We start from the raw sequence: 17106 nt of genomic DNA, 5'->3' as shown, positions 1-17106 counted from the left end.
GTTATTCACTCCTCAGCGCTTTGCTTAACCCTTTGAACTTACTGTTCAAAAAGGTAAAGCTGGACTGGAATTCAAGAGCATTACGAGCGTACTGCGCCTGCTCAATATCAGATTCAACGGTATTACCATCAACAGAAGGCTGAGTAGGAAGTCTATATTTCAACGAACTTTCTGTCGTAACGGCTTCAGCGGGAATATGACGCGCATTGGTTCGTTCTAGCTCCATGCGGTCACGACTTTTATACTCACCCTTTAGAATGCCTTTAAAGTCTAAATCCCGCGCTTTGAAGCCCGGCGTATCTGAATTGGCAATATTATTGGCCAATATTTCAGATCGCTCCGTGCGAACACGCAGTGCATCAGGATGAATACCAAGAGCGTTCTTGAAACTAATTGCGGTCATAATCTGCCCTACCTATTTTCTTTGCCATAATTAATACAATAATCACGCCAAAAATAAAAAAACCTTTTAAAACAATTGGTTAATATATATTCATTCTTTTAAAAAAAACCTAAATACAACATAAAGGCAGGGCTTTGCCGCTTTTCTACAGGCGAAAAAAAACCGCCCGAAGGCAGTTAAATCAAGAGACAATAGAGAACATAGCGCAATAGCACATCTTTTGACATCCTCCCTCCACTAAATCAGATAAACTGACTCTGGTGGGGGATTCCTACGACTAGACGGCCATGCCCGACCGCATTAGTCACCCTAGCCAAAACGGGCGGCTAACTGATTCGTTTTCCCGTCTTACGGTTAGGATTGCTTACAACGCGTAGCCATAAGCTCAGACAAGAAACGGAGGATATAATGTGTTTATTGTGGTTTTCATACTCCAAGCAGTCTAACGACTCAAGCAATCCTGAAGCCCAATAAGAATAGGATAAGAAAACTTGCTCTGCAAGTTGCGCTCCATCACCCACCAAAACATCTCGCTTAGGCTCGATAATTTTGGAAGGGGAATTTCGCGCTATCCGTTAAAATCACAAGCGTCTTAGCATAAAATACAGCTCTTAACCAAGATCTTTCAAAATTTCACGGGCGATAATCACTCGTTGAATCTCACTAGTACCTTCATAAATAGTGGTGACACGGGCATCACGGGCGAAGCGTTCCAGCGGGTACTCTTTGACGTAGCCGTTGCCACCCATAAGCTGCAGTGCACTGTAGCAGGCAGTATTAGCTTTTTCAGTGGCATAGAGTTTGGCCATTGACGCTTCTTTGGCAAAGGGTAGGCCTTGTTCTTTCTTCCAAGCGGCACTCATTAGCAACAAGCGCGCCGCTTCAAGCTCGGTATAATGATCCGCCATCATCCATTGCAGCCCTTGAAAGCTGGATAGCGGCTTACCAAACTGTTCCCGCTCTTTGGTATAACGCGCCGCATAATCCATAGCCGCACTACCAATGCCTAGCGCCAGTGAGCCGATACCAATGCGCCCTCCCGCCAGTTCAGCCACGGCAATGCGGAAACCATCATTTAACTTGCCCATAATGGCAGAGTCCGGCACGCGGCAGTTATCAAACACGACTTCGTTAGTCGCAGAGGCCTTTTGGCCCATTTTTTCTTCTGCTTTGCTGATAGTGACACCAGGGTTATCCGCATCAACTAAAAAGCAGGAGATACCTTTACCTTTAGGGGCATCTTTATCGGTCACCGCCCAGACCACAAAAACACCGGCGTATTCAGCGCTACTGATCCACTGCTTAGCACCGTTGATCACCCAGTCTTCGCCATCTTTAATGGCACTGGCACGCATACCGGAAGGATCTGACCCAGCATTCGCTTCACTTAAACAGAAACTACCTGCGGCAAATTCCCCACTGCATATTTTAGGAATATACTTCTGGCGCTGCTCTTCGTTACCCACTTCCTGAATCACTTCGGCCACCATGTTAGTGACTGACATCGTAACGGCGGTAGAGGCACAGGCTCGGGCAATTTCTGTCATCGCAACGCTAAAAGCAACAACACCGGCTTCAGAGCCGCCATATTCCGCTTTGACGTTTAAGCCCATAAAACCAAGATCGGCTAATTTTTTTAGGTTGGACAGTAGCACCTCACGGTTGCCGGTTTTATCCAGCTCTGCTGCCATTGGCTCTAATTCAGTCTCGGCGAATTTACGCGCCATATCCTGAATCATCTGCTGCTCTTCGGTTAATGCCATCTGCATAGCGGTATTCCTCAACTTTTTAAATAAAGGGCATGTTAAATAAACGGCATATTAAATAAGCAACATGCTTAAACCATACGGATAGCGCCATCTAAGCGGATCACCTCACCATTCAGCATGGTATTTTCAATAATATGGCAGGCCATTGCGGCAAATTCTGCAGGTTTACCCAAGCGTTTAGGGAAAGGCACAGAGTTGCCTAACGCTTCAACGGCTTCGTCAGGGATATCACTCATCATCGGTGTTTCAAATACACCTGGGGCCAGTGTCATCACACGAATACCGTGGCGGGATAGTTCTCGGGCTAAAGGCAGTGCCATACCAGCAACACCGGCTTTAGACGACGCATAAGACGCTTGTCCAACCTGACCATCAAAGGCAGCAATAGACGCCGTGTTGATAATAATGCCGCGTTCGTTATCTGCCAAAGGCTCATTTTTAGCCATCGCTTGAGCAGCAAGTCGATTAACATTAAATGTGCCCACTAAGTTGATATTTACCCCTTTAGCGAACAGATCCAACGATGCAGGGTTTAAATCACGATCCAATAGTTTCTGTACCACAACAATACCGGCACAATGCACTACGCCATGTAGAGCACCGTAAGATTCAACCGCTAAATTAACAGCATTTTGTACATCCTCTTCCGAGGTAATATCCGTAGCGATAAAACTTGCCGCCTGACCCAGCTCCGCCGCAAGTTCAATACCTGCTTTATTGATATCGGCCAAGACAACATTGGCACCTTGAGCAATTAGACTACGCGTTGTTGCTTCGCCTAAGCCTGAGCTAGCACCAGTAACTAAGAAGGTTTTTCCTGAAATTTGCATGGGGTTTCTCTCACGTTTGCGTTACCACGCAGAGCGTGGGAACGAGTTAACTCTTAACGGGCTACCACGCTCTGCGTGGTAGCCAAAAATCGTTGCTATACAGTTGCTGCTTCGTCTTCTGCTTGTTTACGTAGAACAAAGCGCTGAATTTTGCCACTAGGTGTTTTTGGCAGCTCATCAACAAACTCAATCTCTCGTGGGAAAGAGTGGGTTGATAAACGTTCACGAACTAGGTTTTGAATATCCTGCACCAGTTCAGCCGAAGGCTCGTAACCATCACGCAGTACAACAAAAGATTTGATGATATGACCACGTTTTGCATCGGGCTTACCTACGGCTGCACTTTCTGCCACCGCTTCATGCTCTAACACAGTCCCTTCAACATCGGCAGGACCTACACGGTAGCCTGCAGTCGTGATAATATCGTCATCACGACCACTAAACTGGTAACAACCATCACGGTTTTCAAAGACCATATCACCGGTTAAGTAATACTTGCCGTGGAAGGGTTTTTTCTCCTGCCAAGTGTAGCCTTGGAAGAAAAATGCAGGTGAATTTTCCATATCAACAGCAAACTGCCCCTCTTCCCCTGCGCTAACCTCGTTATAGTCCGCATCCAGAGCCACCACACGATAGCCCGGCAGGGCGTAGCCCATCGCACCAATGTGCATATTATGTTCAAGAGTGTGATGGTTGCAGCAGGTCATGCCCGTTTCAGTCTGTCCATAATGATCCATCACAGGGCAACCCAATACATCTGTTACCCAGTTAACAACTTCTGGACTTAAAGGCTCACCGGCAGAGCTGGCCCGACGCAGCACAAGCTTAGGATTCATCTCCTTATGAGCATCGCTAGCCATCATCATTCGGTAGGCTGTTGGAGCAGCAGCCAGATTAGTAATCTGGTATTTCTCCAGCATTTCATAGGTGTTTTCTGTGGTAAAGCCCGCTTCATTAAAGTGCGTTGCAACCCCTGAACACAATGGGCCGGTAATGGCGTAGTACAAACCATAAGCCCAACCTGGATCAGCGACGTTCCAATACTTATCATCTTGCTCTAAACCGATGGCGTACTTCATATAAATATGGAAGGCAACCAATGCTTTCAGAGGTACAGCAACCCCTTTTGATTTACCAACGGTGCCCGAGGTAAACATCTGCAAAAACGGCTGGTCTGCGGCCAAAATAACCGGTTCAAATGTGTCATCCTGTGCCGCCATAATGGTCGCAAAGTGCAGATCACCTTTTGCTTCAGCATCAGCAGCGTTATCACACACTTGCACAACAGAAGGTAAACCTTTTACTTGATCAAATTTATGGCGATTGTTGCTATCAGTCACCACCAGTTTGGCATCACACTGGGAGATACGGTATTCAATCGCTTCATAACCGAAAGCGGTAAACAGGGGCTGATAGACAGCGCCAATACGCCACGTTCCCAGTACAACCACTAAAAGGTCGGCGGTACGCGGTAACATACAGGAAACGCGGTCACCGGCGGTGACGCCCTGAGCCGCTAGGAAATTAGCAAACTGGGCTGATTTTTTCTGTAATTCCGCCCAGGTATAGCTTGAACTGGTGCCGTCTGTGGCTTCGCAATACAAACCGGCTTCATCACCACGGCCTGCATTAACTTGTTTATCACAGCACTCAACGCAGGCATTAAAGCCATCTTTTAAGCTACCGGTAAACTGTGCTTCCACTTGATCCATGGAAAAGTCAGCCATAAAAGCAGCGTAATGCTCTTTATTTACAGAGCCAGTACTTGCCATAGAGCCAGTACCTGCAGTCGTATTAGGGGTAGTTTTAGCGGTCATTATGGGTCTCCGAATATTTTACGCCTGATTATTCTTATTCATGGCCAGATGCAAAGCACATCCAGTCAGTTTACGTAAACGTCACTCTAACACTCTAAAAAAAGCGCAGGCAAAATAACTAGCAAGCGCTTGGTTTTATATCAATTTAGCGATCCTTTTCCTATGACGCAAGCCTCAACCTATTTTTTTATCTATTTTTTAGTCATAAAAAACGGTTTAAGTAGATAAATCAGTAGTGCAAAGCTGCTACCAAGAAGAATCAATATAGGCGAGAAGGGCTGATCTAGATCTAGGGCAACCGCCCAAGATATTACAAATAAGACCAGGCTAATCAGACTACTTAGCAGCAGAAAGGGCTTAAACCCATTTGCCACAAAAGCGGCAATCCAGGCCGGTAACAATATTAAAAATAAGGCCGCTGGCAGACCTAAAAAAAGACACCCTAGGACGATCAATAATAACTGCCAGAATGCTTCAAAAAGAAAACGCCAACGGCTAAGTCTTGGGGCGCAGCCTCTATCTGGCATTATTTGGCTATGCTGCCAAACACGCTGCAACGTAGAGTATCCGACAGCAAGCATCATTATAGGAATAAGTAACCATAAGCTATCTTGCCGAGTGATAAAGTAAACATCCCCCTCAAGCCAACGGGATGCCGCAACGCTGGCCTGGGGGATATTAACAATCAACAGCGTCATTAAGGCTCCACATAACAGAAAAGCCAGCAATAAACGTTCTTGCTGCAGTTTTGCTTTTCGCCTTGTGAGCAAAGAGACCAAGGCACTAAACAAAAGTGCAACCGGAACGAGAGGTAAAGCCATAACACTGGCTAAAACGCCTCCAGCGGCTGCACTTTGCCCGACAACAAGCCCTTGCCATATCGCGGAACGCAAAAAAAGTGTAGCGCCAGCAAGCCCTAACAAAAACGCGATACTAGCCCCAGAGATAAAGGGCCAGATCCAGAAACTATCCAACATGACTGGCAAACTCACTGTGTTGTTTAGCTGTTATCCGTTCAGCTTTTGATTCTTCCATTTTTAGTGTTTCAAGCTCTAGTCGCTCTATCTTTAATTTCTCAAGCTTTAACGTCTCAACATCTAACCCTTCCATTAAAAGGCTATCGTGACTGGTCATCAATAAGCAGCAGTTTGAGGGCAAAGCATGCAAGCGATCCGCGAGCAACGTTTTTGCGAAATGATCCAGATGATTAGTTGGCTCATCTAAAATAATCAAGTCTGCCCCAGAGGCAAACACGGCTGACAACCGTACCCGCTGCCACTGCCCGCCACTTAGCTGATCTAATCGTCGATCCAGCAAACCAGAAGAGAGGGGACATGCCTTCCCTAGCGGTCGATCAGCGCCCATCATTTCAAACCAATCATATCCCGTGAGCGGCCAAACATCCGGTCTAGAGTGCTCCTGGGAAAGATAGGCAATACGCTCTGTAAAGATGGTTAACTGGCCTTTTAATATCGGTAACACACCCGCTAACGTTTTTAGCAACAAGGATTTTCCGCTTCCGTTATCTCCTGTTAAAACGAAACGCTGCCCCTGTTTTAACTGAACATTTATCGGCCCGAGGGCCTGGGCCACGTTTGAACTGTAGCCTAAACAAGCCTCATCAAACGCTGCGACTAGGCTTAGCTGACTAGTATTTTTTATCAAAAGCATCAGTCCATATAATCATCAATTTTAAATAGCTTTCCCAGTTGGGCTGCTCAGGCTCTATAGGGACAGGGTGCGTCGTCCAGCCTAAACGATTTTTTAGAAAATCAGCGCCTTGACTGGGGTTGAATGCAGCAAAAATAACCCGTGGTTTTGGCTCTCTATCAAGCGCGTCACCTTTATGCTGTTCAACTAGGCTGCGTAAATGCTTTGAGGTTGGCGGCAACCCCGGAATAGGCTCTAAGTAACCGATATTGATCACGGGCAGCCATTCTTCTAAATAATCAACATCTTCGTGATAAGCAATAAAGCGTTGTCCTTCAATCAATTGTGCCGCCATTTTTTTTGCCGCATCTTTAAGACGCTTTTCCAGCAAGAAAGAAGCCTTAATTAACTCTGCTCTCTGGTCTGGAAAAAAATCACCCAAACGTCTCGCAATTACTCGGGATGCTAAGGCCATACGAAGAGGGTCGATATTAAAATGAGGATTACCAGCCGCATGAACATGTCCCGCATGGGGGCCGGTTACTGTGATGGATTGGCGCAGCGTTAAATGCTCTGCAACACGTAATCGTCCTAACCGGCCTTCGTTGATAGCAGGGTTCGCAGCACTTGAAACCACAACCGGTAGCCAACCCTCTTCTACACCGGCACCTGTTTCAATCAATAGATCGGCTCTGCGCGCTGCAGCAATAAAGCTAGGCCGAGCATCTAGATAGTGAACATCTCGTCCTGGAGCCGCTAGCACCTTAAGTTCTAACTTTTTATTCTCGATCAGAGACGCGGCTATTTCAGCAACAAGAAAGCCCAAACTATTAGTGGTGACAAGAACTCGAACCGGTTGTGTATTTGGTGCATCCGTTACTGGCTGAGCAGCAACGGCAAAACTAGCACTAAACCCATATATAGGCAGCAAAAGTGCCAGCAGGATAAAAAAACGTCGCATGAGATTGTCTCTCGCTAACTATTAAAATAAATGGGAAACAGGCAGAAAGGAGGCTTATCGTAAAGGTTACGACAAGCGTAGAGTCCTCCTTTCTACCTAAAAGGCAGGCAAAATAAGATAGTATAAAATTAGACAATACTAAATAGTACGATAGCGTTAACTTAGCCAAAGCTGCCTTATCAAAACAGTGTCTCAATTCAATTAGAAGCTATGGGCACCGTGGGCACCAAGAGCGACATTGAACTGCACAATAACTTCGTTACTGCTGCCATCGCTGCCGGAAAAGTCCTTATGATTAAACTGTGTCCGCAAGAAAACAGGCTCCACTGGGCGCCATGTGACTTGACCTGAATAACGATAAGACGCATCTAAAGACTCTAGATTAGCCCCATGGCCACCGCTCCACTTTTTATTAACCAACCCTAATGCTTCTGCACGCACACCCACCTGCCATCTCGGCATTACACCGTAAATACCTTCAATATAAAGGCCATCTTGTTTCTCGGTGTAAGAGGTACCTTTGGTGCTGCCTTCAAAGTGGTACTCTTCGCTGCTCGTGCCAATATCATGACCATGATACTCACCGGAATACTGAGCCAAATCCCGCTCAACATAGTAATATTCCGAGGTTAAGCGTAAATCACCTTCACCATACGCTTTACCTGATGAGTATTTATAAACGCCATCCAAGCCCGCAAACCAGCTACTGCCCATTTGAGCGGTTGTATGAGGTTCTGTACCGTGGAAATGTTTATCGTAGCCAGATACATACTGGCTGGCATACCCCCCTGAAGCACCAACTTGAACCGCATGGTCAGCACCTAGATCGGGGCCAAACTTAGCAAAACCCGTTATAATACGAGGCCCTGCATCTTGTTCCTCAAAAACATCTTCTTGCTCTGCATAGGGATCAAGGATACCGCCTTCGCCTTGAAGTAGCTCGATACCAACCAAGGTATAGCTCTCTGTTGGAAGCTGCCACGTTGCCTGAAGCCCTACATCCTGCAAGCCATGCTCACCGAATAGGTATTGATTCACTAAAGGACGATCGGCAAAGTCCCAGCTATGGTTGTGCTGACTATTCACATAACCTATATCAGATAAAAACTTACCAAATTTCAACTGTAAGCCAGCCGGTAAAGATCTGGTTTTAACCCAAGCTTCTTCAACCGAGACATTACTTTTATCGAAACCAAGTAAAAGCCGTCCGTCGAATAATTCACCTAGTCCCGCATCAATAGCCAGCTCTGAATGCCCAAGCCCAAAGCCTTCTTCAAACCCATGCTGATGGCCTTCTTCTGTATCGCCATGATCATGGCCATCATGATCTGCCTCGCCAAAGCCTGCCGGTGTAGCTGTGCCGGAGCTTAGCTCGTTATAAAAAATCCCCTCTAGAATAATAGACACATCAACATCTGAGGTTTTATCTACGGCTAAAGCCGACCCACTAAAGACACTTAATGCACTGACAGAGGCGGCTAATAGACTTTTTCTCAATATATTATTTTTCACAACGAGCTCCATAAAAGTAATGTTACAACATAACATTTTATGGATTCTAATATGGAGAATTATTAACCTCAAGCTCTATTATTACTTCTTAATACAACAGCTTCTCAGCGAATAGGCCGCTGAAAAATAAAAGGACTAAAAAAGCTCTACACTGGAGAAGTGTAAAGCTCCGTTGAATACTGACTTAAAAGCTAACTTAGGCCAATTAACTCACCAAGAGCTTGAGCTAAATCGTCCGGTGTTTTCTCACCACCTGCGTCGTACCATTGTACGGTCCAATTTAACGCACCAAGGGCAAAACGACGAATCAAAGGCTGATCACCATGCAACAAACCTACAGCTGCACAATCATCAATCACCTGCTGCCAAAGCTGCTCATAACGATCTCGCATATCGATTAATACGCCAAGGGAGCTATCAGTCAAACTACGCCATTCATATAAAGCAACAACATGGGCATTGCGATCATTTAATAAGGTGCTCAAATGAGCCTTGGCTAAAGCCATAAAACGCCTTTTAGGATCTGCCTCTCCTTCAAGGGCTTGATCTGCAATTTCTAGGGCGCTTTCCATACCATCCTGAATAACCGCGCAAAGAATCTCCTGCTTATCATTAAAGTGATGAAAGAGGCTACCGGATTTAATACCCATAGCGTCCGCTAACATACGAACCGTTGTCCGTTCATAGCCTTGCTCGCAAAACAGCCGAGCGGCGATGGAGACCAGTTCCTTGCGTCGTTTTGAATTATTGGTTAGAGTCATATTAAATCTAGCGCTTGCTTGGTTTTTGGTTTAATGACATCAAATTAACCACAATCTGCCCGAACGGGTCAAATAGAATCCAAGCAAAAATCGCCAAGATATTGAAATAACGAAGATTATCGGTAACGTTAATCGTCACTGTGATCAATAAACATCCACCGTCATAATGTCATGACCGTATAAAAGATCGACATGATCGTATAAAAACAAGGGCTACCAACCATGAAAGAAGATGCAGTTGTAATCGTTTCAGGCGCACGCACCCCTATGGGTGGCATGATGGGCAGTTTAAGCAGCTTAACAGCCCCCCAGCTAGGCGGTATAGCGATTGCCGATGCGATTCGTCGTGCCAATTTACAACCTGAAGATATTCAGGAAGTCATTATGGGTTGCGTGCTACCGGCAAGCTTAGGCCAGGGCCCAGCTCGACAAGCGATGATGAATGCTGAAATCCCAGTATCAACGGGAGCCACCACCGTTAACAAACTATGCGGTTCAGGTATGAAAGCTGCCATGCTAGCCCACGATCTAATCAAGGCAGGCAGTAACGATATTATGATCGCCGGTGGTATGGAAAGCATGAGCAATGCACCTTACCTGATGACCAAAGCTCGCAGCGGTATGCGCCTAGGTCACGGTGAAGTCAAAGATCATATGTTTTTGGATGGCCTAGAAGATGCCCGCACCGGCAAATTAATGGGGGTCTTTGCTCAAGAAGTTGCTAATGAGCGCGGCTACACTCGCGAAGCTATGGATAATTTTGCTATCGACTCCTTAAGAAAGGCGATGGCGGCTATTGATAACGGTAAGCTAAAAACTGAAACGGCTGCCGTTACCGTATCCAGCCGCAAAGGCGACACTCTTGTTGTTGATGACGAGCAACCTCATAACGCTAATATCGACAAAATTCCAACCCTACGCCCTGCTTTCACAAAAGACGGCACGGTAACAGCAGCCAACTCTAGCTCTATCTCTGATGGTGCGTCGGCCCTCGTTCTAATGCGAGAATCAGAAGCTGAAAAACGTGGCCTAAAACCTATGGCACGCTTTGTTGCCCATGCCACCAACTCAATGCAGCCGTCTGAATTCACCCTAGCACCTATCGGTTCTATCGAGAAAGTTCTGGCTAAAGCAGGTTGGATGATTGAAGACGTTGATCTGTTTGAAATTAACGAAGCCTTTGCCATTGTCACCATGCTGGCGATCGACGGCCTGAATATTCCGGCAGAAAAAGTGAATATTTACGGTGGTGCCTGCGCCCAAGGTCACCCGATTGGCTCTACGGGTTCTCGTATCTTGGTAACCTTGATGCACGCCCTTCAACAAGAAGGCAAGAAACGCGGTATAGCCTCACTCTGCATCGGCGGCGGTGAAGCAACAGCAGTCGCTATTGAACTGCTCTAGTTAAAAAGGCCCTATCAAGCTAATGATAGGGCCTACCTATCCACTATTCATTCCATCGCCAATTCAATAATATCCGCATAAATCCTAAATATAGAAACAGAAGAACACACAAGGATTCTTCACCCTTCCCTCTGTTGAATGTATTATTATTGCCTTTAAATACACTAGCATCTATTCAAGAGTTGGTAGAAAGCGCTCCCATCAACTTAAAAAAATGGCTGAACGCACTTCATTGTAATCAAGTGCAATTCGCAAGGAATTCCTCTCTATGTTGTCCAACCAAACAATTCTTATCACTGGCGGCACTGGTTCTTTTGGCAATACGTTCGTGCCTATGACTTTAGCCAAATATAATCCGAAGAAAGTTATCATTTTTTCACGGGATGAAATGAAGCAGTGGGATATGGCGAAGAAGTTTGAAGGTGACAGCCGTGTTCGCTTTTTTATAGGCGATGTCCGTGATAGAGATCGTTTGTATAGAGCCCTTGATGGTGTTGATTATGTCGTTCATGCCGCTGCGACTAAAATTGTGCCTACCGCTGAATACAACCCTTTTGAGTGTATCAAAACCAATATTGATGGGGCGATGAACCTTATTGATGCTTGTATCGATAAAAAGGTGAAAGGTGTCGTCGCGTTATCCACTGACAAAGCCAGCAGCCCAATTAATCTTTACGGTGCCACTAAATTAGCTTCCGACAAGCTATTTGTAGCAGGCAATCACTATGCCGGTGGCAAAGGTACTCGATTCTCCGTTGTCCGTTACGGTAATGTCATGGGGTCCCGTGGCTCTGTTATTCCTTTCTTTATGTCGATTAAAAATAAAGGTGTATTACCTATCACCGATAGCCGTATGACCCGCTTTATGATCTCTCTAGAACAAGGTGTGGAGCTGGTATGGCATGCCTTTGAAGATATGGTAGGTGGCGAGATCTATGTGAAAAAGATCCCATCTATGAAAGTTACCGATCTGGCTCGTGTTGTCGCCCCAGACGCAAAACAAGAAGTGATCGGTATTCGCCCCGGGGAGAAGCTTCATGAGCAGATGATAGGCTCAGAAGATGCTTACTTTACCTATGAATATCCAGAGCACTATAAAATCCTGCCTCAAATAAATAACTGGGATAAAGACGCGAACCGAATCAAAGACGGTAAGCACGTCCCAGAAGGTTTTATCTATGCAAGTGATACCAATAGTGAATGGATGTCTGACGAAGATTTACAGTGCTGGATCAGTGATAATCATGAAAAAATAGGGAGTATCTAAATGATACCTTATGGCCGGCAGGAGATTTCTCAAGCCGATATTGATGCCGTTACTGAGGTGCTGCAATCAGACTTTCTGACTCAAGGGCCAAAGACGCCTTTATTTGAACAACTCATTGCCCATAAAGTCAGCGCCAAACACGCCTTGGCGGTTAACAGTGCTACAAGCGCCCTGCATATCGCCTGCCTTGTCCTTGGCGTGGGTAAAGGTGACTGGCTCTGGACAACCCCTATCACCTTTGTTGCTTCAGCCAATTGCGGTCTTTATTGCGGTGCAAAAGTAGATTTTGTTGATATCGATCCCCGCACCTACAATCTAAGCCCAACCGCTTTAGAACAAAAATTGATAACGGCAGAGCGTGACGGAAAGTTACCCAAAGTATTGGTGGCGGTACATCTGTGTGGACAGCCCTGCGACATGGAAGCTATCCATAAGCTAAGTCAACGCTATGGCTTCAAAATCATTGAAGATGCCTCTCATGCTATTGGCGGTCAATATAAAGGACAGTATATCGGCAGCGGTCACTACAGTGATATCACCGTATTTAGCTTTCATCCTGTCAAGATTATCACAACTGCTGAAGGTGGCATGGCGGTCACTAATAATGATCAACTTGCAGAAAAAATGAACTTGTATCGAAGTCATGGTATTACCCGTGAACCTCATTTAATGACACATGAGCCAGATGGTCCTTGGTATTATCAGCAAATTGAGCTGGGATATAACTACCGTATGACGGAGTTGCAATCTGCACTAGGCATCAGTCAGATGGAACGGCTAGATCAATATGTCGCCCGCCGACATGAATTAGCCAATCGCTATGACCAGCTGCTACAGAATCTACCGCTAACACTACCTTGGCAGCATCCTGACAGTTATTCAGGCCGCCACCTTTATGTCATTCGCCTAACGCTAGATCGCCTTAAAAAAACGCATCGAGAAATCTTTGAAGCGTTACGGGCAGAAGGTATTGGCGTAAACCTGCATTATATTCCCGTACATACTCAGCCCCATTACCAGCAAATGGGATTCAAGCGAGGGGATTACCCAGAAGCTGAACGCTATTACCAAGAAGCCATGAGTTTGCCTGTTTTCTCAGCCATGACGGAGCAACAACAAGACAAAGTCGTACATGTTTTAAAAGGAATTTTACAAGTATGAACATCGCTATAATTCCGGCCCGAGGCGGCAGCAAGCGCATACCCAGAAAAAACATCAACGATTTTTTTGGAAAACCCATGATTGCGTGGTCGATTGAGGCGGCATTAAAAAGCCATTGTTTTGATCGCGTAATAGTATCGACTGATGATCAGGAAATTGCTGAAGTTGCACAGAAATACGGTGCAGAAGTGCCTTTTATAAGACCGTCTGAATTAGCTAATGATTTTGCTGGTACGATCCCCGTTGTTAAGCATGCAACGGAATGGCTTATCCAGCATCAACAAAAACCCAGTTTAGTATGCTGTTTATATGCCACAGCGCCTTTTGTTACGACGGAAGATCTTCAGCGTGGGCTAAAACAACAGCAACAAACAAATGCAGACTATACGTTTACGGTTACCAGCTATCCTTTTCCTATTCAACGAGCGATAAAAATAACACCGCAAAACTCAGTGGAAATGTTTTCCCCTGAATATTTCAACACTCGATCACAAGATTTAGAAGAAGCTTATCACGATGCCGGACAATTTTATTGGGGTAAAGCAGACGCTTGGCTTGAGGAAAAAATCATTTTTAGCCCTGAATCCACACCTCTCGTATTACCTCGCCATCGAGTACAAGATATTGATACGCCGGAAGACTGGATACGAGCAGAAATGATGTTTCAAGTACTAAAAAAGAACGGCGATTTAACTTGAAATATAGATGATCTAGTTTGAGATATAACAACCTAACCTTAATCATTCAAAACTGGGCTAGTTTATGCAGATCGCCTTCAGAGCAGATGCCTCTATAGAAATAGGAACAGGGCATGTCATGCGCTGCCTAACATTGGCTGATGCCTTAACAGAGCGAGGCCATCAGTGCATTTTTATCTGCCGAGAGCTACAGGGTCATCTAGGTTCGTTGATAACAAACAAAGGATACTCAGTACATCTATTACCACTATCTTTGCCCTCCTCTATTTCAGCACTTCAGCTTAATACCATAGAAGCCCAATCCAGTAAGACAGAGCTTCTGCCCAGACATAGCACTTGGCTAGGTGTTAGCTGGCAGCAAGATGCGGCACAGACAATAGACGCCATACAAAGTAGCATTATCGACTGGTTAATTGTTGATCACTATGCTCTAGATTTCCGTTGGCAGAATGCCTGTCAGCCCTACTACAGCAAGCTCGCTATAATCGACGATCTTGCCGACCGTCAACATATCAGCAACTTATTGATTGACCAAACCTACAACCGAAACCCATCTGACTATGAGATGTTAACCCCTAAGGCCTCTACTTTGCTGTGTGGTGCAGAATATGCTTTGCTAAGGCCAGAATTCGCTCAATGGCGAGAGCACAGTTTAAACCGACGCAGAACACCTGAACTTAATCATATTTTAGTCAACCTTGGTGGAATGGATAAGGATAATATAACGGGGCAGATCCTTACTGGAATAGACAAAAGCCACCTTAAGACTGGTATTACTATTACCGTTGTGATGGGACAAAATGCCCCCCATAAAGACAGTGTTATTCAACAAGCAAAAATGATGGAGTGCTCCTGTAAGGTTCTTTGCGGTGTTAACAATATGGCGGAAATTATGGCTAATAGTGATTTAGCAATAGGAGCTGCAGGCAGTACTAGCTGGGAGCGATGCACTCTTGGCTTACCGACCATTATGCTTGTATTAGCTGAAAACCAGACAAAAATTGCATCCAGTTTAGCCGAGGCTGGAGCCTGCCTTATTAGTTATTCAAGTCAGCCTGAGGTTATCAAGAACTTGGTTTCCACAATAACCCCTAAATTAATGAGCCGTTTATCAAAGGTAAGTCAGCAAATTGCTGATGGTTGTGGTGTAAATACTGTATTGGTGCAGCTGGAATCATTATGAATATTAGTATCTTGTGTTCGTCCCATCTTCATCCTGTCAATCAAATGCTAGAGCGCTGGATAGCAAAGCACTCAGACATTAATGTCCAGTTATGCCGTACCCTGTCTGAGCTTACTGGAGGAGAGATTCTTTTTTTGATCTCCTGCTCTGAGCTTGTCTCACAAAAAATACGGAGTCACTACAAGCATACGCTGGTTATTCATGCGAGTGATTTACCGAAGGGAAGAGGCTGGAGCCCTTATATTTGGGAGGTTATAGCCGGCGCTACAGAAATAACCATCAGTTTAATTGAGGCAAACGATAAGGTTGATACAGGTAATATCTGGAGAAAAGTGACGAGAAATATACCATCACATGCACTTTATGACGAAATCAATAACGCCTTATTTGATGCCGAAGAAGAGCTGATGGACTTTGCCGTGTCCAACTATCAATCTATAAAGCCCGCACCTCAAGTTGATGATCATGCCAGTTACTATCCAAAACGAACGCCATCGGATAGCGAAATAGACCCTCAAAGAAGTATCGCGGATCAATTTGATAAAATTCGTGTATCAGACCCAAGCCGCTATCCAGCATACTTCGAGTTCAGAGGTCATCAATATAAAGTCACTCTAGAAAAGTTGTAACATCAAATGATCACAATTAATAAACGCCTTATTTCCCAAACAACACAGCCCTATATCATTGCTGAACTTTCGGCCAATCATAATGGCTCTCTTGAGGCTGCATTAAAACTTATTGAGCAGGCTAAGGCATCAGGAGCTGATGCCGTAAAGATTCAAACCTATACCGCAGAAACCATCACCTTAAATAGTGATCGTCCAGAATTTACTATTAAAGGAGGCCTTTGGCATGGACGCACGCTCTATGATCTTTATCAAGAAGCTCATACACCATGGAGCTGGCACAAAGAGCTTTTTGACTATGCTCGCACACTCGATATCACTATGTTTAGCTCGCCATTTGATACAACCGCCGTCGATCTACTTGAAGATTTAAATGCCCCAGCCTACAAAATAGCCAGCTTTGAAGCTATTGATACCCCCTTGATAAAGTACGTTGCGAAAACAGGCAAGCCAATGATTATTTCAACAGGCATGGCCGATAAAGAAGAAATTGAAGAGGCTATTGCTGCAGCAAGAGAAGGTGGCTGCAAAGAATTAGCCATTCTTCATTGCGTCAGTGGCTACCCAGCTCCCGCAGAGGATTATAATTTAGCAACGATCCCAGATATGATCGAACGCTTTGGCTTGGTTACAGGTTTATCCGATCATACTCTGGATAACACCACCGCTATTGCCAGCGTTATGCTTGGTGCTCGTATTATCGAGAAACATTTCACTCTAGATCGAAATGGCGGCGGCCCAGATGATAGTTTTTCGCTGGAGCCTTCCGATTTAGCCGCCCTGTGCCGTGATACTAAAACAGCATGGCAGGCACTGGGGGAAATTGATTATGGGCGCAAATCCAGTGAATCAGGCAATGTACAGTTTCGCCGTTCATTATATTTTGTCAAATCACTGAAAGCAGGTGATACGATCATGCCAGAGCATATTCGCAGTGTACGGCCTGGCTACGGTGCTGCACCAAAATATTGGGATCAGATCATCGGCAAGAATGTTACATGCGATATTGAAGTCAATACGCCTGTACAGCTTGAATGTGTCAATTTATAAAAAAATCGCCG

16 protein-coding genes are annotated in these 17106 nt (G+C 45.2%); 7 read left to right on the top strand and 9 right to left on the bottom strand.

The annotated features are described in order from the left end of the window. Position 1: 1 nt before the first annotated feature. From flgB to G517_RS0112885, 9 genes are all read right to left on the bottom strand, one after another. Positions 2-403 carry a flagellar basal body rod protein FlgB gene (gene flgB / locus G517_RS0112925; protein ID WP_028304757.1) on the bottom strand — a complete coding sequence of 134 codons (402 nt, stop codon included), beginning with the start codon at positions 401-403 and terminating at the stop codon, positions 2-4. A gap of 611 nt (positions 404-1014) precedes the next feature. Then, a complete protein-coding gene (locus G517_RS0112920; protein ID WP_028304756.1) occupies positions 1015-2172 on the bottom strand; it encodes an acyl-CoA dehydrogenase family protein in 1158 nt (385 codons plus the stop codon). A gap of 68 nt (positions 2173-2240) precedes the next feature. Further along, a complete protein-coding gene (locus tag G517_RS0112915; RefSeq protein WP_028304755.1) occupies positions 2241-3002 on the bottom strand; it encodes a 3-hydroxyacyl-CoA dehydrogenase in 762 nt (253 codons plus the stop codon). 95 nt (positions 3003-3097) lie between these two features. Further along, a complete protein-coding gene (locus G517_RS0112910; protein ID WP_245543251.1) occupies positions 3098-4819 on the bottom strand; it encodes an AMP-binding protein in 1722 nt (573 codons plus the stop codon). Positions 4820-5010: 191 nt separating this feature from the next. Beyond that, a complete protein-coding gene (locus G517_RS0112905) occupies positions 5011-5796 on the bottom strand; it encodes a hypothetical protein (RefSeq protein ID WP_028304753.1) in 786 nt (261 codons plus the stop codon). Continuing rightward, entirely contained in the window at positions 5786-6484 is a 699-nt protein-coding gene (locus G517_RS19120) for an ATP-binding cassette domain-containing protein (RefSeq protein ID WP_211224295.1), read from the bottom strand. The genes G517_RS0112905 and G517_RS19120 overlap by 11 nt, the downstream gene beginning before the upstream one ends. Beyond that, a complete protein-coding gene (locus G517_RS0112895) occupies positions 6468-7430 on the bottom strand; it encodes a metal ABC transporter substrate-binding protein (RefSeq protein ID WP_028304752.1) in 963 nt (320 codons plus the stop codon). The genes G517_RS19120 and G517_RS0112895 overlap by 17 nt, the downstream gene beginning before the upstream one ends. Before the next feature lie 201 nt (positions 7431-7631). Next, on the bottom strand, positions 7632-8942 hold the full coding sequence (locus G517_RS0112890; RefSeq protein WP_211224294.1) for a TonB-dependent receptor: 1311 nt from the start codon (positions 8940-8942) through the stop codon (positions 7632-7634). 191 nt (positions 8943-9133) lie between these two features. After that, entirely contained in the window at positions 9134-9703 is a 570-nt protein-coding gene (locus G517_RS0112885) for a TetR/AcrR family transcriptional regulator (RefSeq protein ID WP_028304750.1), read from the bottom strand. 222 nt (positions 9704-9925) lie between these two features. Between G517_RS0112885 and G517_RS0112875 the strand changes: the two genes are divergently transcribed. From G517_RS0112875 to pseI, 7 genes are all read left to right on the top strand, one after another. Continuing rightward, positions 9926-11107 (top strand): acetyl-CoA C-acyltransferase, encoded by a 1182-nt coding sequence (locus G517_RS0112875; RefSeq protein WP_028304749.1) that lies wholly within the window; start codon positions 9926-9928, stop codon positions 11105-11107. 268 nt (positions 11108-11375) lie between these two features. After that, the gene (pseB, locus tag G517_RS0112870; RefSeq protein ID WP_028304748.1) at positions 11376-12374 is read left to right on the top strand and encodes a UDP-N-acetylglucosamine 4,6-dehydratase (inverting); all 999 of its coding nucleotides are present in this window, start codon (positions 11376-11378) and stop codon (positions 12372-12374) included. Further along, positions 12375-13535, top strand: a complete 1161-nt coding sequence (gene pseC / locus G517_RS0112865) for a UDP-4-amino-4,6-dideoxy-N-acetyl-beta-L-altrosamine transaminase (protein WP_028304747.1) — start codon at positions 12375-12377, stop codon at positions 13533-13535. Beyond that, positions 13532-14233: a pseudaminic acid cytidylyltransferase gene (gene pseF, locus G517_RS0112860; protein ID WP_028304746.1), complete on the top strand. Its 702-nt coding sequence runs from the start codon at positions 13532-13534 to the stop codon at positions 14231-14233. Before pseC ends, pseF begins: the two co-directional genes overlap by 4 nt. Before the next feature lie 64 nt (positions 14234-14297). After that, the gene (pseG, locus tag G517_RS0112855; RefSeq protein WP_028304745.1) at positions 14298-15416 is read left to right on the top strand and encodes a UDP-2,4-diacetamido-2,4,6-trideoxy-beta-L-altropyranose hydrolase; all 1119 of its coding nucleotides are present in this window, start codon (positions 14298-14300) and stop codon (positions 15414-15416) included. Next, the gene (locus G517_RS0112850; RefSeq protein WP_028304744.1) at positions 15413-16045 is read left to right on the top strand and encodes a formyltransferase family protein; all 633 of its coding nucleotides are present in this window, start codon (positions 15413-15415) and stop codon (positions 16043-16045) included. The genes pseG and G517_RS0112850 overlap by 4 nt, the downstream gene beginning before the upstream one ends. A gap of 6 nt (positions 16046-16051) precedes the next feature. Beyond that, on the top strand, positions 16052-17095 hold the full coding sequence (gene pseI / locus G517_RS0112845; protein WP_028304743.1) for a pseudaminic acid synthase: 1044 nt from the start codon (positions 16052-16054) through the stop codon (positions 17093-17095). The last annotated feature ends 11 nt before the right edge of the window (positions 17096-17106 follow it).

The organism is Oceanospirillum maris DSM 6286 (assembly GCF_000422865.1).
In the GTDB taxonomy this organism is placed as follows: Bacteria; Pseudomonadota; Gammaproteobacteria; order Pseudomonadales; family Halomonadaceae; genus Oceanospirillum; species Oceanospirillum maris.
This window is presented reverse-complemented; position numbering and strand designations above follow the sequence as displayed.